15 protein-coding genes and 1 pseudogene are annotated in these 19,962 nt (G+C 67.4%); 3 read left to right on the forward strand and 13 right to left on the reverse strand.

Annotated elements, in window-relative coordinates; genetic code table 11:
• Positions 1-12: 12 nt before the first annotated feature.
• From IF11_RS0120335 to IF11_RS0120370, 8 genes are all read right to left on the reverse strand, one after another.
• Entirely contained in the window at positions 13-2,001 is a 1,989-nt protein-coding gene (locus IF11_RS0120335) for a VgrG-related protein (protein WP_030353087.1), read from the reverse strand.
• Between the two features lie 6 nt (positions 2,002-2,007).
• Entirely contained in the window at positions 2,008-2,811 is an 804-nt protein-coding gene (locus IF11_RS0120340; RefSeq protein ID WP_037728145.1) for a CIS tube protein, read from the reverse strand.
• Between the two features lie 5 nt (positions 2,812-2,816).
• Positions 2,817-3,254, reverse strand: coding sequence for a phage tail protein (locus IF11_RS0120345; RefSeq protein ID WP_030353089.1), 438 nt, complete (start codon positions 3,252-3,254; stop codon positions 2,817-2,819).
• A gap of 51 nt (positions 3,255-3,305) precedes the next feature.
• Complete coding sequence (locus IF11_RS0120350) at positions 3,306-3,800, reverse strand: hypothetical protein (RefSeq protein WP_030353090.1); 495 nt, start codon at positions 3,798-3,800, stop codon at positions 3,306-3,308.
• 1,351 nt (positions 3,801-5,151) lie between these two features.
• Positions 5,152-5,304 carry a DUF6760 family protein gene (locus IF11_RS41370; RefSeq protein ID WP_165840640.1) on the reverse strand — a complete coding sequence of 51 codons (153 nt, stop codon included), beginning with the start codon at positions 5,302-5,304 and terminating at the stop codon, positions 5,152-5,154.
• Entirely contained in the window at positions 5,301-5,861 is a 561-nt protein-coding gene (locus IF11_RS0120360; RefSeq protein ID WP_078490799.1) for a hypothetical protein, read from the reverse strand. Before IF11_RS0120360 ends, IF11_RS41370 begins: the two co-directional genes overlap by 4 nt.
• Positions 5,861-6,304 (reverse strand): phage tail protein, encoded by a 444-nt coding sequence (locus IF11_RS0120365; protein WP_030353092.1) that lies wholly within the window; start codon positions 6,302-6,304, stop codon positions 5,861-5,863. Before IF11_RS0120365 ends, IF11_RS0120360 begins: the two co-directional genes overlap by 1 nt.
• Before the next feature lie 77 nt (positions 6,305-6,381).
• Positions 6,382-7,914 (reverse strand): phage tail sheath family protein, encoded by a 1,533-nt coding sequence (locus tag IF11_RS0120370; RefSeq protein WP_030353093.1) that lies wholly within the window; start codon positions 7,912-7,914, stop codon positions 6,382-6,384.
• Between the two features lie 305 nt (positions 7,915-8,219).
• Between IF11_RS0120370 and IF11_RS0120375 the strand changes: the two genes are divergently transcribed.
• The 3 genes and pseudogenes from IF11_RS0120375 to IF11_RS42165 all read left to right on the forward strand — a co-directional run.
• Entirely contained in the window at positions 8,220-11,924 is a 3,705-nt protein-coding gene (locus tag IF11_RS0120375) for a phage tail protein (RefSeq protein WP_240627646.1), read from the forward strand.
• A 78-nt stretch (positions 11,925-12,002) separates the two neighbouring features.
• The gene (locus tag IF11_RS40945; protein WP_133243237.1) at positions 12,003-12,773 is read left to right on the forward strand and encodes a hypothetical protein; all 771 of its coding nucleotides are present in this window, start codon (positions 12,003-12,005) and stop codon (positions 12,771-12,773) included.
• A 173-nt stretch (positions 12,774-12,946) separates the two neighbouring features.
• Positions 12,947-13,129, forward strand: a pseudogene (locus IF11_RS42165) (IS5/IS1182 family transposase); the annotation flags it as partial.
• A gap of 270 nt (positions 13,130-13,399) precedes the next feature.
• On the opposite strand, the gene IF11_RS40950 reads toward IF11_RS42165, so the two are convergent.
• The 5 genes from IF11_RS40950 to IF11_RS0120400 all read right to left on the reverse strand — a co-directional run bounded on the left by IF11_RS40950 (position 13,400) and on the right by IF11_RS0120400 (position 19,748).
• Positions 13,400-13,591, reverse strand: a complete 192-nt coding sequence (locus tag IF11_RS40950; RefSeq protein ID WP_133243236.1) for a hypothetical protein — start codon at positions 13,589-13,591, stop codon at positions 13,400-13,402.
• 131 nt (positions 13,592-13,722) lie between these two features.
• On the reverse strand, positions 13,723-15,915 hold the full coding sequence (locus IF11_RS0120385) for an ATP-binding protein (RefSeq protein WP_078490800.1): 2,193 nt from the start codon (positions 15,913-15,915) through the stop codon (positions 13,723-13,725).
• A complete protein-coding gene (locus IF11_RS0120390; protein WP_030353097.1) occupies positions 15,908-16,693 on the reverse strand; it encodes a Pvc16 family protein in 786 nt (261 codons plus the stop codon). Before IF11_RS0120390 ends, IF11_RS0120385 begins: the two co-directional genes overlap by 8 nt.
• A 31-nt stretch (positions 16,694-16,724) precedes the next feature.
• Positions 16,725-18,749 carry a VWA domain-containing protein gene (locus IF11_RS0120395; protein WP_338119904.1) on the reverse strand — a complete coding sequence of 675 codons (2,025 nt, stop codon included), beginning with the start codon at positions 18,747-18,749 and terminating at the stop codon, positions 16,725-16,727.
• 426 nt (positions 18,750-19,175) lie between these two features.
• Positions 19,176-19,748, reverse strand: coding sequence for a helix-turn-helix transcriptional regulator (locus IF11_RS0120400; RefSeq protein WP_240627645.1), 573 nt, complete (start codon positions 19,746-19,748; stop codon positions 19,176-19,178).
• Positions 19,749-19,962: the final 214 nt, after the last annotated feature.

The following is a 19,962-nucleotide window of genomic DNA, read 5'->3' on the forward strand; positions in this document are numbered from 1 at the left end:
TCCTCTCGCCGGTTAGTTGATCTTGACCAGTGGTGCGTTGATGGAGCAGGTGCTGCCGCCCTTGATCTCGGTGCGCGAGGTCCCGTTGACCGCTACCTGACTGCCCGTCACATCCAGCGCGCCGCTGGTGGCCAGCCGGAGCCGGCCGGTCCCTCCGTCCACCTGGACCCCGGTACGGGCCGTCAACTTCACGGAATCACCGGTGAGTTCGAGCGCGCCCTGTCCGGCGTCCAGCGCCACGCCGCTGCCCGCCTTGATCGAGACCTGCTGCCGGGCCTCGATCTCCACGCTGCCGTCGCTGTTGACGACGATGGTGGTGCCCCTGCGGTCCAGGTCGATCTTCAACTTGCCGTCGCCGGTGACCAGTCGTACGCCCTGCGGGCCGTTCGCGGCGTCCAGCAGCTCCAGTTGATTGCCGCTCTTGGAGGCGACGGCGCGCCGGTTGACCGCGCCGGTGGTGGGGTCGATCAGCTCGGTGCCTCCGGGGCTGCCCCCGGAACCAGCGGAGCCCCCGGAACCACCGGAGCCCCCGGAACCACCGGAGCCCGCGGAACCACCGGAGCCCGTGGTGCTCTCCCCGCCGCCGCTGCCTCCGCCTTGGGAGGGCTTGTCCTGACCGTTGTAGAGACCGGCCAGCACATACGGCCGGTCCAGATGGCCCTGCTCGAACCCGACCAGTACCTCGTCCCCCACCTCGGGGATGAACGCCTCGCCGCCGCCCGTACCGCCGGACTGCGCCGTACGCGCCCAGTCGCTCGCGTACTCGTCCGACAGCCACGGGAAGCGGACCTTCACCCGCCCCATCGCCTCCGGGTCCTGAGTGTCCGTCACCGTTCCATTGACCAGTCCCGAGCAGCGCCCGCCCGCGCTCGCTCCGGCGCCGCCACCGCCCGAGCCCGCGCCGCCGCCGGTCAGACCGAACAGCGAGCGCTCCTGCTGCCCGGAGACGGTGATCCAGGTCTCGTAGCCGCGTACGGGGTCGAAGACATGCCGCGAGGAGGTGACCGTATAGCGCCCCTCGAAGGGCGCGCCCACGGCATTGAGCGCCACGGCACTGCCCGCCCGCACCTCCGGATTGCCCCGGATCACCGCCTCCAGCTCGGCGAAGGACCCGGCGATCCGCTCCGCCAGCGCCTTCGCGGCCTGATCCACCTGCGCCTGCGTCCCGTACGAGGCGTCCGTGACGACGAAACTCGCCTCACCGAACGGCGCCGACACCTCGGCCGCCGTCACCCCGAGGGCCAGCGTCGACGTACTCCCCGCCGGCGCCCGGCCCACCAGCGGCTGTTTGGCCGCCACATCCCAGCCGCGCACCTCCACCTCGGAGACCTGCTCGGCCGACGACACCCCGGCCCGGCAGCGGATCAGATTGCTCCCCATCTCCAGTACCAGCGGGTTCTGTTCGGCCCGCGCGGAGCTGTCCGGTGCGCCACTGGCCTCGGCGGGCCTGGTGATATGAAGCCGGCCGTCCGTGACATACGCCTGCGCGCCCGCCTCCTCCGCGAGCCCGCGTACGAACTCCCAGTCGCTGATGTTGGGTTGGGCCACATGCTCCAGCACCGGCCCCGCGACATCGACTGTCCCGGGGCGCAGCCCGGCCCGCTGCGCCACCTGCGCGCAGATGTCGGCGAGCGTCATGTTCTGGTACCCGGCGACGCGACGGCCCCGGAACAACCGGTGCGACTCGTCGAGCCCGCGCACCACCGTGAACGTGCCGGTGTCGTCGATCTCGACCTCCAGGGCCGTCACCACACCGGTCAGCAGCGGTGTCGCGGAGGGGCCCCCGCCCGCGTGCGCCAGCAGCCGGGCCTCGCCGCCAATCTTGAGGCCGGTCTGTTCCAGCAGCACCCGGCCGGGATCGCGGAAGCGCAGGACGAAGAGGTCCGGCAGCGTGCGGCTGTCGTCCACGTACCCTTCGACCAGTGTGTTGGCGAGGGCCGATGGCAGCGGACTGCCACCGAACTCGATCACCAGCGCCTTGGCGACACTCTGCTGGGCCATCCGCCCTCACCTCTGCCTCGGCAGTTCCCGCTCGCGCTCGGATTCGCGCAGCCGGTCCAGCTCGTCGAGTGCGGGCAGCAGCAGTTCCTGGCCGCTGGTCAGCCGCATCGGGTCGTCGATCCCGTTCGCCTCGGCGATGACCCGCCAGGCGCCCGGATCCCCGTACTCGCGGTGGGCGAGCCCCGGCAGCGAATCCCCGGCGCGCACCCGGTGCACGCGCCGCGCCGCCAGCGCACCCGAGGTCGGGTTCTGTCCCGGCGTCTCCCCGCTGATCTCCTCCATCGTCACCTGGCAGAGCGCCCGGATGGGCACACCGGAGGTCGTGAAGAGGGTGTACTTCGCCTGCACTTGGCTCACATAGCCCGGAAAGCCCGTGAGCCCGCCCCAGTGGAAGACCACCCACGGCGGCGAGGAACGCTGCTGCTGGCGCGTCTCGTCGGTCGGCACACAGCAGGCGAACAGCTTCTCCACCGAGGTCACCACACTGCTGTCCTGGGTGTCGCTGGCGTCGAAGAACATCTCCACCGTGAGCTTGCTGGGCTGCGGCCCCTGGTACTCCGGCGGCCCGGAACTCTTCGCGCCCTTGGCGGGGGTGCGCTTCCAGGACGCCGCCTTCGTCAGGCTCAGCTCCTTTGGATTGAACTGGAAGTCGATACGACCGCACGGCCCGCCGGGGGTCAGACTGCCGCCGGGCGGCGGCGTACGCAGCTCCAGATAGGCGTGCTCCAGCTTGGGCCTCGCCGAGCCGGGCGCGCGGGAGGCGGCCGTACCGGAGGTGCCGGCTGCGCTGAAGGCGATGGGCCCGCTCATCGTGCTCAGCCCTCCATCACATAGCCGTGGTGGGCGATCTCGATGGTCTCGATCGCGACCTTGGGGGACTCGGGCGTGAAGGAGGGACCGGTCCAGCGCACCGGTACGACCTCCAGCAGCCCCCACTGCGCGACCTTGCGGCCGTCGCCCGTCCTGGCCTCGATATGGGCGGTCTTACGGCTGAATCCGGTCGTCATGCTGGCGAACCACTTGGCGACCTTCTCCGTCTCCCGGGTCAGCGGGCGGGACAGCTTGACGTTCGAGTACTTGAGCCGGGTGGGCAACTGCCAGACGTGGCCGTTGTTACCGCCCTCCTCGCGCGCTTCGAGCACCACTTCGCAGCCGAGACCGTCGCAGGTGTTGAACGAGCCGAGTTCGATGCCGTCGATGGTGACGACGAAGCAGACGCTGACGGCCGGATCGTCGTTGTCGGTCGGGGCCATGGCATGTACCTCTCCATGCTGGTGTTGATCAGGTCAATGCCTGGTGTTGATTCAATGCCTGGTGTTGATGAGGAATCCGGCGCGTTCGCGTTCCAGGCGCAGGTCCGCCTTGAGGAGTCGGCTGAGGGGCGTGTACAGCGCTCGTACGAGTTCGTCGGTGACGGGCGGGGTGCCTGCGGCGGTGCTTGTGCCTGTTCCCGCGCCTGTTCCCGCGCCTGTGCCTGCGCTTTGGGCCGGGGAGCCGGGCGGGGCGGACTCGGCGCTTCCGGGCGCTCCTGGGGTGGTGGCGTCCGGGAACGCGGGGTCGTCGGAGCCCGATGCCGGGTCTGAGACGGCGGCCGGCAGGGGGTCCGGTTCCGGCGCGGGTGCGGGGTCGGGGAGGGGGTCGGGGGCCGGGAGCTCGCTGGTCATGGCCGCACGCTGGATCACGCGCGTACGGCTGAAGACCACGCTGCCGTCGGCCATCCGCTGGGCGACGCCTGCGGCGATGGCCGCGGAACCGGCGTCCTGGAACGTGGGGGTGGGGGGCTTGGGGTTCCTCGTCACTGTTTCTCGGGCCGCGGTCAACGGCCGTGCTTCATAGGAGCGTTGGACCGATGTCGTCCTCCCGGGACCAGGGGGTTCCCACCGGACCGGTACGGGCGACGGCTCCGCGCCCGTGCTGGTGGTGGCCGGGGCGGACGCGGGGGCCACGGGGGCGTCCGGCCCGGTGGCGAAGAGGGGGACCGCACGCTGCGCGAGGAGCGGTGCCACTGGACCGGGGGTCGGTTCGGTCGGCCGGGGGAGGGCGGGGGGACCGCTCAAGCGCTGGATCGGGACGGGGGCGGGGTCGGGGTCTGTCGGGGACGCGGCGGGTCGTCGTTCCGTTCCGGACTCCGTTGCGTACGGGGTGTGTTGGGGTGTGAGGGGTGGGGTCTCGCCGAGCAGCGGCCCGGTCGGGGCGTCCATATCCGGTGAGGGCTCGGGTGCGCTTGGTTGGGCGGGCTGGGCGGGCTGGCCGGGTGGGACTGGTGAAGTCGGTTGGGCCTGTGGGGTCGGTGGGGTCGCTTCGGACACCGGGCCGGAGGTGCGAGCCGCGATCTCCCGTTGTGCCGTGGGCGGCAGACCTGCCAGTGGGGCCCCCAGGCCCGGCATACGGGGACGGGACGGCGGCCGGCGCGCATCCGGCGGGATGGGTGTGGGCGCCGCATGGGTCCGTTGAACGGGCGCTGGCCCACGGCCAGTTGGTGACGTACCGACGGTGGGCACGTCGTCCGGGACGGGCGTGGAGGGCGCGGCGGGCGGAGGTGCGTCGTGCGGAGGCGTGACGGGCAATGCCGGTTCCACCGGCCGCTCACCGATCAGTTGGCGTACGGGCAGTTCGGCGGGCGAGACACCGGCCGTGACCATCTCCCCCAGGGAGTCGCTCCGTTGTAGCGGAACCGCACGGGGTTGCACTTGTACGCGACCCGTCGCCCCCGGCCAGGAGGTGACCACTCTGCCCTCCGTTTCTCGCGGCTCCGCGCCTTCCGCACGTCGGCTCACCGTTGCCGTTGTCGGACCGGTGGAGGCGACGAGCCCGTGCACCAGCCCTGAGGGTGCCTGCGGAGTGACCAGGTGGCCGAGCGGCGTACTGAGCGTGGCGTCCTGCCAGGTGCCGAGCGATCCCCGGAAGCCGTCCGGGTCCGTGACCAGGCCGGGCGTCGTCAACGTACGCTGCACAGGCGGGAGTTCGCGCCAGCCGGCTGCCGGGCGGCGGGCTGTCCCGGCAGGTGCGCCGGCGTCCGCCGTGGCCGTACCGGCGTCTGCCGTGGCCGTACCGGCGTCTGCCGTGGCCGTACCGGCGTCTGCCGCGGTCCGGTCGCCGCGCAGCCAGGACAGCAGTCCCATGGTCTCTCGTCCCCCCTCGCCTTTCCCGTTACTCGTACTCGTGGCCGGTAAGCCGGGCGATCTGTGCGATGTATCTGCGCCGTTCGGGATGCTCCAGATCGAGCAGCTGGTCGAGCGGCCAGTGGAAGTGATAGGCGAGGTACGCGACCTCCTCGTACAGCAGGTCGGCCGCGTACGTCACGATTCCCCCGGGCGACCACCTCCGGCGAGATCCACGGCGAAGTTCTCCTGGCAGGACGGGCAGGTCACGGCGGCGCGGGTGTGCCCCTCGGCGTTGATCCGGCGGTAGAAGTCCTGGAGGAAGGCGAGGTCGGAGGCGAACAGGTCCTCGATGACGCCCGGGTGGATGTCGTCGACGGTGCCGATCCGGCTGACCACGCGGGCGATCAGGACCACCGACAGATAGGCGGCGTTCTCCCGTACGCGGTCGTCCCGGAGGGGGATCAATTCGTCGCGGGCGGTGGCCAGTCGCATCACGCCGCTGCGGTGTACGGTGCCGGCGTCGTCCACGTACCCGCGCGGCAGCTCGAAGGGGAACTCGGTCCGTAGCGTCTCGCGGGACTCGCGGGACTCGCGGGACTCGCGGGACTCACGTGACGCGCGGGACTCACGTGACGCGCGGGACTCACGTGACGCGTGGGACTCACGTGACGCGTGGGCGTCTGGGAACTCCCGGGCAGCGGTGCGCTCCTCATCGCCCGTCCCACCCCGCGCGGAGGTCGACAGCACACGCCGCATCAGTCGACTTCCATGCTCTCGTAGGTGATCGCCAGCTTCTCCGTGAGCACGGAGGTGTCGCCCGCCTTGAGCGTGCCGATCTCCAGGGACTTCGGCCAGGCGTTGATCAGCTTGTAGCGCTTGATCGCGATGCCCTCGTAGTCGTAGACGATGATCGCCCCGTTGCGCCGGGCGTCCGACATCCGACCGAACCGGGAGTCCTTGACCCACTGCTCGAAGCTGTTGTCCTCGGTGAGTCCACGGCTGACCGTGACCTCACCCGCTTTGGGCCGTCCCGGGAGCTTTTTGATGGCGTATTTGCCGTCGGCGGTGTTCTGCTTCAGCTCGATGACGTCCTGTTCCATCTTCAGACCACTCACCTCGGTGATCTGCTTGATGACGACGCTGTCGAATTCCAGACCGAAGGAATGCCCGACGGAACTGTCGAGATCGGGAAGTGGCACTACCAGCCTCCTCTGCGCTAATTGTCAGGTCGTCGCTCGTCGCTCGTCGCTCGTCGCTCGTCGCTCGTCGTCATTCGTCATTCGTCGACGGCGCCCGTTCCACCGGTCAGCTGGGACAGCCGGAACACCACGAACTCCGCGGGCTTCACCGGCGCCACCCCGATCTCGCAGATGACCTGACCTGCGTCGATGCTCTCCGGCGGGTTCGTCTCACGATCGCACTTGACGTAGAAGGCCTCCTCGGGCGTCAGCCCGAACAGCGCTCCCCTGCGCCACTCATTGACCAGGAACGCCGAAACCGTACGGCGGATACGGGCCCACAGCGCGTCATCGTTCGGCTCGAACACCACCCATTGCGTTCCGGTCAGAATAGACTCCTCCAGGTAATTGAAGAGCCGGCGCACATTCAGATAATGCCAGTCGCGGTCCGACGCCAGCGTTCGCGCGCCCCAGACGCGGATACCGCGACCGGGAAAGGAGCGGATGCAGTTCAGACCGATCGGGTTGAGCAGATCGTGTTCGCTCTTGGTCAACTGCGTCTGCAAGGAGACCGCTCCCCGTACGACCTCGTTCGCCGGGGCCTTGTGCACCCCGCGCGTGGCGTCGTTACGGGCCCAGACGCCGGCGATGTGCCCGCTCGGCGGTACGAACGTATTGCGGCCGGTCGCCGGATCGAACACCTTGATCCACGGGTAGTAGAGCGTCGCGAACCTGGAATCGAAGCCCGTTGTCTCCGTCCGCCAGCCCTTGATCTCCTGCGGGCTCAGGCCGGGGGGCGGGTCCAGGATCGCGATGCGGTCACCCATCAGCTCGCAGTGGCTGATCAGGGCCTGCTGCACCGAGATCACCGACTCCCGGTCCAGCACCCCGCGTTCGAGGGCGCTCATGAGATCCGGTACGGCGACCATGGTGACCTCGTCGATGGCCTCCAGCCCGCCGAGGCCGGTGCGCTGGTCCGGGTCGCCCACGTACTCGTCCGGGGACAGTGGTCCGGACGCGGTCCCCGCGTCATCCGCCGGCCGGAGCGTCACTGTCTGCGCCTCGGGTCTGCCCGGCGCGGGCCCGCGCCCCGGCTCCCGTACCTCGATCAGCTGCGACTGCGCCTTCACCTGCGAGGCGACATTGTCCTTGCTGCGCTTGGACGACACCGCCGGGTAGGTCTCCACGACCTTGCCGTCCCGGGCCACCACCAGGCTGAACACGTCCTGCGGCGGATCCTCGCCCTCGGGATCGGCCACGGTCACGGTGATCTCACCGGTCACACCGGGCAACGCCCGTACGGTGTACGGCCCGAGCTGAGCCTCCGCGCCGGCAGTGAGCTCCCCGGCCCCACCAACTGCCGCCTCGCCTGCACCGATCCGGATCACGTAACAGGTCCCACCGCCATTGGCGAAGAAGCCGTAGACGGAGGAGGCGAGATAGGTGCCTTCGACGAATTCGCCGAACCGGCTGATGAACTGCGACCAGTTGGTGATCAGGGTCGGTTCGTTGAACGGTCCCCGTTGGGCGAAGCCGACAAAGGCGGCGACGGACGTGCCCACGCCCTCGATCGGCCGCGAGCCGGACTGGACCTCTTCGACGTACACGCCCGGGGACAGATACGACGGCATGCGACTCTCCTTGACCGGGAACGTGGGCACCAGGACCGTGGATCGCGGTTGATCAAAGAACGTGATTGATCAGAGAACGTGATTGATCAGGGAACGTGGGCGATTCTCGCCGTGGGCGAGATCATCCGGAACAGGCATTCGGCCGCCGCGTCGTACCGAGCCGACTGCCCGAAAAGGCAGAGTCGCCGGGACAGGTGATCGGGCAACGCATCCTGCCCCCGGCACTGTCCCGCACACGCTGCCGGGCGTGCCGCACGCGCCCACACCCTGGCTGGTATGTCGGGGACCTGTGACCGGGAGCGGCGGTGAAGGCCGCTCCGGAGAAGAGCTCTGCGGCTGCCGTACGCGCGGCCGCGCCCCGGTCCTCGGCCCCGGCCCAGGAGACGGCCCCTTCGCCTGACGTAGCACCGTCACCTGACGTATCAGCGGCATCCGCCCCCGGCCCGAGGCTGAACGCCCGTAGCCTCCAGCGGCTCCAGGGGAGGGCGGGCAACGCGGCGGTGTCGCGGCTCGTCGCGCAACGGTACGCGGAGGTGGTGAAGCCCCCGCCCTCGCAGGCGCCCGGCTTCCGCAAGGTCCAGCAGGACGTCGCCGCGAAGAAGCAGCGGATCAAGCAGCACAAGCCGGCGGCGAGCGAATCGAGATCGGCGCAGGACGCGGCCGTCGCGCCGCCGGACGACAAGCAGGCGCAGGGCAAGGCGGCCAACGCCGAGAAGATGAACGAGGCGAAGCCGGGGGAGTTCGACAAGAACGCGTTCGTCGGCGCGGTCAACGAGGCGATCGCCGCCCAGGCGCCGAAGAACCTCGACGAGGCCGACGGATTCGCCGACTCCGGCAAGGCCGACACGATCAAGGACTCGGTCGACGGCAAGGTCAAGGACGGCAAGAAGTCGTCGGCCGAGGACATCGAGAGCACGACGACGGCCGCGCCGGACACTTCGCAGGCCAAGGAGAAGCAGGTCACCCCGATGGGCCCGGACCAGCCTCCGGGCAACCCGGGCGCCCCCAGCGCGGCGGACGCGGTGCCGGACAGACAGCCGGACAAGGTCCTGGACTTCTCCGAGGGCAATCAGCAGGTCGACCAGCAGATGGCGGACGCCGAGGTCACCGAGGAGCAGCTGGCCAAGGGCAACGAGCCGCAGTTCGACACGGCGCTGTCGGAGAAGAAGAAGGGGGAGCAGCACACCGCGAGCGCCCCAGCCAAGGGCCGCGCGGCCGAGGCCAAGCAGTTGTCGGCGGCGAAGGCGGGCGCCGCCGCGTCGGGCGCGGCGGCCATGAGCGCCATGACCGCCGAGCGCGCCGCCGCGGGCAAGGCGGTCGACGGCGGCAAGGGCGAGACGAAGTCGGCGGACGAGAAGAAGCGCGAGCAGGTCACGGCCAAGCTCCAGAAGGTCTTCGACGCCACGCAGAAGGACGTCGAGAAGATCCTCGGCGACCTGGACGGAAAGGTCGACAAACAGTTCACCGAGGGCGAGAAACGGGCCCGCGACGACTTCACCGCCGACCACAAGCGCCGGATGAAGCAGTACAAGGACAGGCGCTACTCCGGCTTCACCGGCAAGGGCCGCTGGCTCAGGGACAAGTTCAAGGGCCTCCCCCAGGAGGGCCTGGACATCTTCAAGAAGTCCCGGGAGCTCTACGTAACCAAGATGCAGTCCGTCATCTCGTCCATCGCCGACACCATCGGCACCGAGCTGGGCCGGGCCAAGACCCGTATCGCCACGGGCCGCAATGAATTGAAGGCCGAGGTCGACAAACTCCCAGCCGATCTGAAGCAGTTCGGTGAGGAGGCAGCCGCAGATTTCGCGGGAAAATTTGACGATCTCGAATCCGAGGTCAACGACAAGTCCACGCAACTGGTCCAGGACTTGGCCCAGAAATACACCGAGGCCCTCAACTCCGTCGATGAGGAGATCAAGAAACTCGAAGAGGAGAACAAGGGCCTGATCGCGAAGGTCGTGGATGCCGTCGTCGGTGTCATCCAGACCATCAACGAGCTGAAGAACCTCCTCCTCGGCATCCTGGCCAAGGCCGCCGGCGCCGTCATGAAGATCCTCAAGGACCCGATCGGCTTCCTCAGAAACCTGGTCTCGGCGGTCGGCGCGGGCCTGAACCTCTTCATCGGAAACATCGCCACCCACCTCCAAAAGGGCCTGGTCTCCTGGCTCCTGGGCACGGCGGTCAGCACAGGCCTCGAAATCCCGTCCCGTTTCGACCTGAAGGGCATCATCCAGCTCATCGCCTCGCTACTGGGCCTGACCTGGGACAACATCCGAGCCCGCGTCACCCGCAAGGGCGTCCCCGACGAAGCGATGACCAAGGCCGAACAATCCGTCCCGGTAGCCCAGGCCCTGGCCCGCGAGGGCCCGGCCGGCGCCGCCCAGGAGATCACCGCCGAGACGGGCGATCTCAAGTCGACCATCCTCGACGACCTCAAGTCCTATCTGATCCCGACCGTCCTCATGGCGGGCATCACCTGGATTCTCTCCCTCCTCAACCCCGCCTCGGCGTTCATACGAGCGGTCAAGGGAATCATCGACATCGTCACGTTCATCGTGATCCAGGGCGCCCAGATAGTGGAATTCGTCAATTCGGTCCTGGACGCGGTAGTAGCCATAGCCAACGGCGCCGCAGCCGCCGTCCCTAAAACAGTAGAAACCGCCCTGGCGGCAAGCATCCCCCTCCTGATCGGCCTCCTCGCCTCACTCCTGGGAATCGGCGGCCTGGCCAACAGAGTCAGACAAGCCTTCGAAAAGGTCTCCCGCCCAGTAAACCGAGCCATCGACAAAATAGTCGACAAAATCGCCAAAACTGCCAGGAGGATCTGGTCCAAAGCCAAGAGGAAGAGCAAAGCAGAGTCTGGCAGCGGGAAACGGGAAACCGATGGTGAAAAGAATGCATACGGATCTCGTGGTTCGCCGCAGAAAAAGAATAATGAGGAGTCAACTGCGCAGAAAGAGGAGAGGCTTCGGCGTGCAGTGACCGAAGCGGAAGGGTTGATGAGCGGGTCGCAGCGCTTGGGTCTAATCCTAAGGGCGCGCCTCGCCATAATTAAGCGTAAATACCGACTGAGTTCCCTGGAAGCGGTAAGGTCGGGGTCCACTTATACGTGGAACGTATTTGCGAAGATCAACCCGGAAGCGAAATTTGAAATGTTCTCCATTCCTGACGAAGCTGAGCGGCTGCGCAAGGAGATCGATCGGGAGCTTGAGCAGCTCCCGATTCACGGAAATTCCTACTATACTGCTCCAGTGCAGATTCAGGATGTCAAGAATAGAGTGAATGGAAATGAGGCGGTTCGTGACGCTCTCAAGCAAGGATATAGGCTGCTCTGGGATCCGTTTACGGATGATTCGTGGGTGTTGTTCCTTGAGAAAGATGAGAAGAAAGGTGTTAGGCGGACCGTGGTTGGGCAGTTGTGTAGGGCAAGAGATTACGTTGAGCTAGATAGGAGGGGGGATCAGGTGATTTATGCGGGGGATGCTGCTGCAAATGATCATTATGTATTGGACAAGAAGGGCCAGGAAGTGCCCAGGCATATCGTGAGGAACGTGACGCCTGGGGACAGGCGTAATATCTTGGCCGGTAAGGGTATTCCGCGAAAGAACGTCTCTGTGATACCGGAAGAGGCGCACGTTGATGGACGGCCAAATAATAGCCCTTACGTCTCTGGGACGAAGATCCTCTCTGGGGATATTCGAAATCCGCAAGGGAGGCTTTTTGGGGGGAAGAAAGACAGGATCAGGATAGATCTCTCTTATATCTCACCGAGAAATATCAGCGACATGACCACGAAGTCTGGTCAGCGGGAGTGGTTCTTAACGAAGAGTGAAAGCAAGATGAAGAAGATTGTTGAGGATGTAGTGCGAACTCAGGAAGTGCTCATATTTGGTGAGATACCCGCTGCGGCGATCGAATGGCTCACTGAAGAAGATATAAAGAATGAGCGGGCGAAGTATATCGCGAGGGGAGGTGAGATTCTCAGGGTCGAGCCGGGAGAAGACCGGTGATGAGAATTTAGCATCGATGCGCCGAGTGATATTTCAGCTGTTCTTGGGGCGACGCCTGATGAAAGGACGTCACGCAGGATGTATGACTGGGAAGATTGTCATCTCGGCGATGCTGCCCTTGAGGACGCGAGGGAAGAGTTGGAGTTCCCCAAGAGTGATTCTGACGTGATCAACTCTTTTGGTGTTCTGTTGCGCAGTGGAGATATCGATGCGATGTGTGTAGCACTGAGCTACTATCATTATTGCGAATCTATGTCGCGGCACGGTGGCGAGAATATTTTGGAAGGGGAATCGCAAGATGTTCTCGAATGTGCGCGTGTGGTTTTGCGCCGGCCACCGTCAAAAGTTGCGACCGCAGAACACGATGAGTATGAGGCTGCTCACGCAACTGCGCTATCTGCGATCGCCGGGATTGTCCAGCCTGAGGATTCCGGACTCGTCAGCGAGGCGCTGAGAAGAGCTACGTCTGAAGATGTCAGGAAAGCAGCCGCGATGGCAGCTTCCACCATCCTAAGGGATACTTTACCTGGGTGCGGCCACAAAGCTGCACTTCTGAACGAACTGATCGATCAGCTTGCGGAAATCATCTTCGATGATTCGGTCTCGTCGCAGGAGCGTTGGTTAGCCATAAACGCTGTTTCTCAATCCGGGTCGGAAATTGCAGAGTCGTACCTTGTCGGAGCGTTGGAACTAACTGATGTTCAATTGCAAGCTGTCGCGGGACTGGCTCTTGCGGATCGGGATATGGGAAGATTTCGGCCCATTTTGATGAACCTCACGGCCTCTTGGTCAGACGACTCCGAGTTTCCGGCGAATGAACTCATTTCTATCTTGAGGGAGGGGGAATGAATTAGTCGTTTCTATTTGCCTGAACAATCATCGACATCTCTTCCGGTGTCGGCACTCCTCGGGTGCCAAAGTTAGAGGAGGGCAACGGCCTTGTCCGTGGCCGTTTGGGATACGCCGGACAATGGGGCGACGTCGCCGGATCGTCACCGCCGAGTCTGTACTTCTGCATAGACCGCGTCATCAACCACCTCGGCCTGCGACTTGCGCTCCATTGCCGCCGGCGGTTCCGCAAGAACGCTGTACTCACCGCGAATGGCACACTGATGCCCACCCGCGACCGCACGGTCGTCGAGCAGTCCAAGGGCTTCTGCAGCTCCACCAACCACCAGGTCGATATCGACTCGGACAAGCGCTTAGGTCCTGTCCGGTCGATCTTCGCGGGCCCGTGACGCCTGGCGCGTACGCTCGCTGCGATGTCGGGGTCGCCCATGTATGGCCGGGCCATCCACAACCCCGATCCTCCGCCTTGCGATGTTCCCCCTTAGCCTGAACGGCAGGGGGTACCCCCTGCACCAGACTGCCGCGCACTGATCCGCGAAGATCGACCGGACGAGCCCCAGTCGTCGTGATTGGCCGCACCTTGCCTGGCAACCGCAATGACTGCGGAGCCTGGGCGAATGCCTGGTTCAGCACCACGCACCAGGGCGGCGCCACCATGGTTGAGATCGAAGGCCCGCAACACATCCTCGGATATCGCTCAGTACGTCGCCGATCAGTGTCAGCAACGAAGATTCGCCGTCCTTGAGCTGGCAGGACAGCAGCCGCACGCCGTCCCCGTTGATCACCACGGCGTCGTGATGCCTCTTGTCGATGTCCATCCGGCCCAGATCTCAGGCACGTTCCGCTCCGCCAGTTCGCCTCATCCTGATCCTGCAGACGACATCGCCAGCGTTGTCCTACAGCAGCGATCGAGTCGCATCTCCCCGTTGGCGGTCGCGTCGTCGCGGGGTCAGGTCAGCAGGTGGAGGTAGGGGCCGAATTCTGAGGCCAGGGTGAGGCGGCCCAGTTTTTGGTATTCGCGTTGGATCGCGTGGATCAGGGTTGGCATTGTTACTGGGGTGCCCGAGGCCGCTGAGAGGTAGGCCGCCGTTACCGCTACCGAGCGGATGTTGCCGCCTGCCAGTTCGAAGGATTCGGCGCAGAAGGGGAGGTCCAGGTCGGAGGCGCGGGGGAGAGTGGGGCCCAGGCAGCGTTCCCAGAGGAGGAGGCGTTGGGGTGCGTCCGGGATGGGGAAGTCGATGACCAGGTCGAGGCGGCGCGTGAAGGCGTCGTCGAGGTTGGCGCGGAGGTTGGTGGCGAGGATGGCGAGGCCGTCGAAGGACTCCATGCGTTGCAGCAGATACGCGCTCTCGACGTTGGCGTAGCGGTCGTGGGCGTCCTTGACCTCTGAGCGTTTTCCGAAGATAGCGTCCGCCTCGTCGAAGAGCAGGACGCCATTCACGCCGGCCGCTTCGGAGAAGATGCGTTCGAGGTTCTTCTCGGTCTCGCCGACATATTTGTCGATGACCGTCGCCAGATCGACTGTGTAGAGGTCGAGACCCAGATCGGCCGCGATCACCTCGGCCGACATCGTCTTGCCGGTGCCGGAGTCGCCCGCGAAGAGGGCTGATACGCCACGGCCGCGGCCGCCGCCCGGGCGCATTCCCCACTCGCCGAGGACCTGGTCGCGATAGCGGGCGCGGGCGGTGAGTTCGCGGAGCTGGGCGTGGGCGTCCGGGGGGAGGACCAAGTCGTTCCAGGTCACGGAAGGTTCGATGCGGCGGGCCAGCCGGTCGAGGCCCGCGGCGTTCTGGGCGCGGGCTCCCCGGCGGATGTGGTCAGGGCCGAGGGCGCCACCGTCCAGCCGGGCCGTCTGGGCGGCGCTGCGGGCCGCGCCCTCGATCTGGTCCGGGGTGAGGAGGAACGGGGAGAGCAGTACGCCGACATCCAGATCGGCCGGGACCGGCTCGGCGTAGGCGTCGCGCCAGAGGGCGGCCCGTACCGCCGGTTCCACCCGGGGAGCGTGCAGCAGCAGTGGCGGGCGCGTCGACCAGGCCGCGTCCCAGGGGGCGCGGCCCACCAGGACCGTCGGCAGCGGCGTGTCGGTGAGGAGCCGGAGCGTCTGCGGGTGGTCACGCGACAGCGCGTCCAGCGGCGCGCACACCAGCCCCGCCCCCGTCAGCCGGCCCTCCCGTACCAGCGCCCGCACCGCCTCGACGGGCGTCGGGTCCTCCGCCAGCCGGGACAGATCCAGGCCCAGTACGCCGCGCCCCGCGAGGCTCAGCGCCGTGGCGGCCAGCGCCGTACCCGCGCCGCCCTGTTCCTCGCGGAGATACGCCAGACGGACACCGGAACCGAGCGTACGGGCGAGCGGCCCGGGATCGCCCACGCCCGGTACGGCGTGCCACGGCGCCAGCAGACCGGTCAGCCGGGGATCGGGGCTGTCGTCGCCGAGGAGGTGCGCGGTGACGCGGTCGGGAACCCGTAACGCACGCCCCAGGAACGGCCGGTCCGCCTCCTCCACCAGCAGCAGTCCGCCGGCGCGCAGCGGTGCCCGGGGGCCGAGCCGGGCGCGGGCCTCCGCGTCCGCCGGGGAGAGGCCGCAGAGGCCGAGGGCCAGTCCGATGGTCGGGCGGCGACGGGTGACATCGTCGTTGAGGTAGCCGTAGAACGCCTCGAACCGGTCGTCGAGATCCGGCAGAAGCGCGATGAGCAGCATCTCGACATCCAGCGGACTGAGGTCGAACTCCCTTTCCAGCATGGTGAGTCGGGACGGTGGCCCATCGGTCGCCCAGGTCTCGTCGCTCGCATCGGGCGTATCGGTCTCGTCGGGAGCGGGGAACGTACGGCCCTCGTCCAGCAGCCGCGCAATCGTCTCCTCCGTCAGATACAGGCCACGGAACGCGTCGTCCGGATGGGGGTCGGTGACTTGGCGCGCCTCGACCGCCCGGCGGACGCGCCGCTCGACACGTACGGCACAGGTCAGGAGATGTCGGAGGTTCGGATCGCCCCCGGCCTGTTCGCCCCCGACCTGTTCGCCCCCGGCCTGTTTGCCCCTGGCCAGTTCGCCCCCGGCCAGTTCGCCCCCGGACTGTTCGCCCCCGGTCTGTTCGGCCCCAGCGGAATCGGGCCGCTCCCCGTCGTGCCGCCCGCGCTCAGGCATCGCCCCGGTTCTCCGTAATCCGAAGCGACAGCCCGGGGCGCCGCACCGCCTCGCCCGCGCCCTCGCTTTCTCCCCCACCGTCGCTCTCGTCCGCCGCATCCCCGCGACGGTCGACAACGGCCCCATACAGCGGAAGCGCCCCGCGGCCCGGCATCGCCCTGGTCGGCCGCCGCGCGCGATCCTCCCCCGCGCGACCCTCCCTCGCGCGGTCACCGAAGTGGACACGCATCCCCTCGTCGCCCACCGGCGGACCCGCGGCGTAGGTCGGCGACGCCGTGACCGGCACACTGATCACCAGGTCCAGCGACGGCTTCAGTTCGCCGCCGAGCGCGCTCCACACGTCCGCGAAGGAGCGGTCCTCCGGCGGTGGCAGCGCGATGGTCATCGGTACGGCAACCCCGATGTCCTGGAGCGTTCCCGTCAGCCGCTCGGGAGGCAGCGCCTCGTACCGCAGCAGGCAGGCCAGGAGCGAGGACAGCAGCCGGTGTTCGTCCTCCGGCCGCTTCGTCCAGGCGGTGATCAGATACGAGAGCTTGAAGAAGCGCGGAGGCCGGCGGCGGGCGACGACCGCGCCCCGCTCGTCGTACTCGTTGTGCAGCCCGCGTTCACGCCGTCGCATGTCCTCGCGGATGTCGTAGAGGTACAGATTCACCGTGGGCGCGTTGACCTTGGCGGCCCATTCGCGGGTCGGCGCGTCGAACACCACCGCGATCTGGGCGCCTTCGAGGACCTCGGCCCTGAGCAGCGCGCGCAGCGCGTCGTCCACCTCGTGGATCACGACGACCCCGCTCCCGTCATCCGGTCCGCCGTCATCCGCGCCCCGCGAAGTCCGGTGGCTGGAGCTTGCGTTGGACGACCAGGACCGGCTTCGTCAGCCGGTCGAGACCGGTGACGTCCGCGCGGAGATCGCGTGGCCCGAGCCGGTCCCTGCGCAGGACCGGCACCTGCGTCTCGAACGTACCGTCACGTCCCACCGTCACCGGCGATCCGTTGGCGGTGATGCCCGCGCTCCAGCTCAGCCGTACGGTCGAGCCCGGCGGGAAGTCCGTACCCCGTGCCAGCACCACCTGCCCCGGTGTGGCCACCTGCGGGGTGACGGCCAGCTTCGGCTGGAGAACGCGGAGTGTGCCCCGGTCCGTGTTGTTGGCCGGTCTGCGGTCGGGCAGTGTGGCGACGGCGGTCGCGTGGACGGCTCCGCTGATCGCCATCCGGTACGTGGCCGTCTGGGTGACCTCGACCCGGCCGCCCGCCGGGATGGTGCACGGCGCGGTCGGGGTGCAGCGCGACAGCCCGGCCAGGGTACGTCTGCCCGCGTCCGGTGTCCTCGGCCAGGCGGACGTGACGATGACACCGGACGCCGCGTCCGGACCGGCGTTGGTGAGAACGAAGCGGGCACGGGCGGCACGGCCCGTGTACGTGCGCGACGGGGCGATCTGTACGTCCACGGCTACATCGGCCGTCGGAGGCACCGGGGGCGCGGGAGGAACCGGCGGGACGGGCGGGACAGGTGGCAGCTCCAGCACCTCCACCGTGGCCGTGTCGGTGCCGGTGTTGCCGTTCGAGTCGGTGGCCGAGCAGGTGACGAGAGTGCGGCCGACCGGGAAGACCGAGCCCGACGCGGGGGTACAACGTACGGGCAGACGGCCGTCGTTGGCGTCCACGGCGGTGACGGTCAGCTCGACGCGGGCGCCGTCCGGGTCCCTGGTCACCACCGTACGGTCGTCCACGACGACCACGGGCGCGTCGACATCGTTGACGTCGATGTTGATCGTCTGGGTCAGCTCCGGATCGGCCGCCGCGTTCGGCCCGACGGTGTCCGTGCCGGGCGGGCTCGTGCCCAGCAGGAACTGGACGGTGCAGGTCAGCCTCCGTCCCTGCGGAGCGTCCTCGGCGACCGTGATCGTCTCGTCGAAGGCGGCGGGGTCGCCGCTGGTGACGGTCCGGGTGGGCGGATCGAGCGCCACCGTCAGGGCGGGATCGCAGCTCTCCAGCCGGTGCCCGACCTGGGTGGGCAGATTGCCGAGGCCGTCGGCGATCGACTTCACGACCGCGTCCGCGTTGACGCCGGAGATCAGGCTGCCCCGGGTGGCCTCGATGACCTTGTCGGCCTGGCCCGGCGGGTGCAGGGGGTCCTCTATCTGGCCGGGGACACCGGCGTCTCCGGTGCCGTTGAGTCCGTCACCGACCGCGGTGGCGACATCCACGCCCAGCACCCGGACTCCCCGGTCCTGGAGCGCGTAGATCGTGTCGGTCAGGGAGTGCCCCCTGCTCGGGTCGTGGCTGGAGGCGTCGCCGACCAGGACGACCACGGGGCTCGCGTCCGCGCGGAACTCGGTCTGGCCGCCGCTGCCGTTGGCGATCTGCCACAGCGCGTTGATCCAGTCCTCGGACGGGCCGCGGCTGCCCTGGCCGCGTTCGACAGTGAGGGCGTCGACCCCCTCCTGCACCTTGACGAGGTCGTCCGTGAACGGCTGGAGCACGGTGTAGGTCCGGTCGCCGTCGACCTGCTGGTCGCCGTACGTGGCCACGGCGAAGCGCGAGTCGGGCTGCTCCTCGGTCACTCTCTCGGTGATCACGGGGAGGTTCCGCTGGATCTGCTCGATGGACGGTTCCATGCTCAGGGTGCCGTCCACCAGCAGCACGATGTCGGGCTTCGGCGGGATGGCCGGCGTACGGACCAGCTTGTCCACGGAGAGGGACGCGCCCGGGTCGAGCCGCTCCGTCACCACGGCGGGGGTGACCGGCGGTTCGGGTACGGGGACGGCCGCGCGCGGTTCGGCGGCGGAGCTGGGCAGGCCGCTCATGACCAGCAGCAGAAGGGCGAAGGGCAGCACGCGCAAGGCACTGCTCCCGCGCCGTGGCTGTTTCCGCGCGGACTGCCGGAACGGCTGTTGTGGCTGCTTCCGTGCCGACCGCCGGAGGAGCTGTTGTGGCAGTTGCCGTGCGGACTGCCGGAACCGCTGAGACCGCCGCACGGAACCCTCCCCAGATCGGCGCACCGGCGCCCACCATCCCGTGCTCGCGCCCCGCGGGCAGCGGGGCGCGAGTCATTCCTGCGGGAACCGAGTTCTGCCCTTTGGGGCAGCCGTGCGGCGAGTGGCTGTGCTGAAAGATCAAAACCCGGATCGGTGCGAACTGTGGATCTTTTCGGCCCGTGGATCTGCTGGGTCTGTGGATCTTTACGGCCCGTGGATCTTTTCGGCCTGTTGATCTGGTCGGCCCGTGGCCTCGCTCGAACTGGGGCCTGTTCGAACTGTGGCTCAGATCAGACCCTGGCGCAGCGCGTACGCCACCGCGTGGGAGCGATTACGCAATTGAAGCCGGGTCATGACCGCGTGCAGGACGTTCTTAATCGTGCGTTCGGAGTACGCGAGCTTGGTCGCGATATCAGCGGTGTCGTATCCCTCCGCGACCAGTCGAAGTACATCGATCTCGCGGGAGGAGAGTCCGGTGAAGTGCAGGCCGCGCGGCCCGAGCACCTGGCCCTGCAACTTTCCCACCTGCTCAAGAAGGCGTCCGAGAAGATCGGCGGGCACATGGCCCTCACCGTTCGCCACGGCGACAATGACCCGCACTAGATGATCAGGCGTCGCCTCCGAACGCCTGACCACCCCGGCGACACCGCACTCCGCGGCGCTGACCAGCTTCTGCTCATCGATCTCGGTGGCCACCAGTACTCCGCGTGCCGTACCGCTGCGCTGGATATTGCGCAGCATCCGTAGTGCCTCCTCATCTATGACATCCACCACCACCACGACTACCTGCGGGGTGAGTTCACCGTCCTCCCATCCGGTAAGTGTCACCTCCGGCCTGGTCCGCAGCTGGCTGGCCACTCCCGCTTGGGAGATCGGATCCTGTGCGCGTAAACCAACGATCGTACGGTCTGTCACGAATTTCCCCCTCCGCAAATGCGAACCGATGGCGTCATCATGGGCCGTATAGGACCTGGCAGACTGAGTCGTCGGTGCCTTACGCATCGGCAGATACTCCATTCCCACCGAGTGCGGACGCGAAATCCGCAGCCGCCCGATGGGCACTACATCTGCC

Source organism: Streptomyces scopuliridis RB72, assembly GCF_000718095.1.
GTDB classification, from domain to species: domain Bacteria; phylum Actinomycetota; class Actinomycetes; order Streptomycetales; family Streptomycetaceae; genus Streptomyces; species Streptomyces scopuliridis.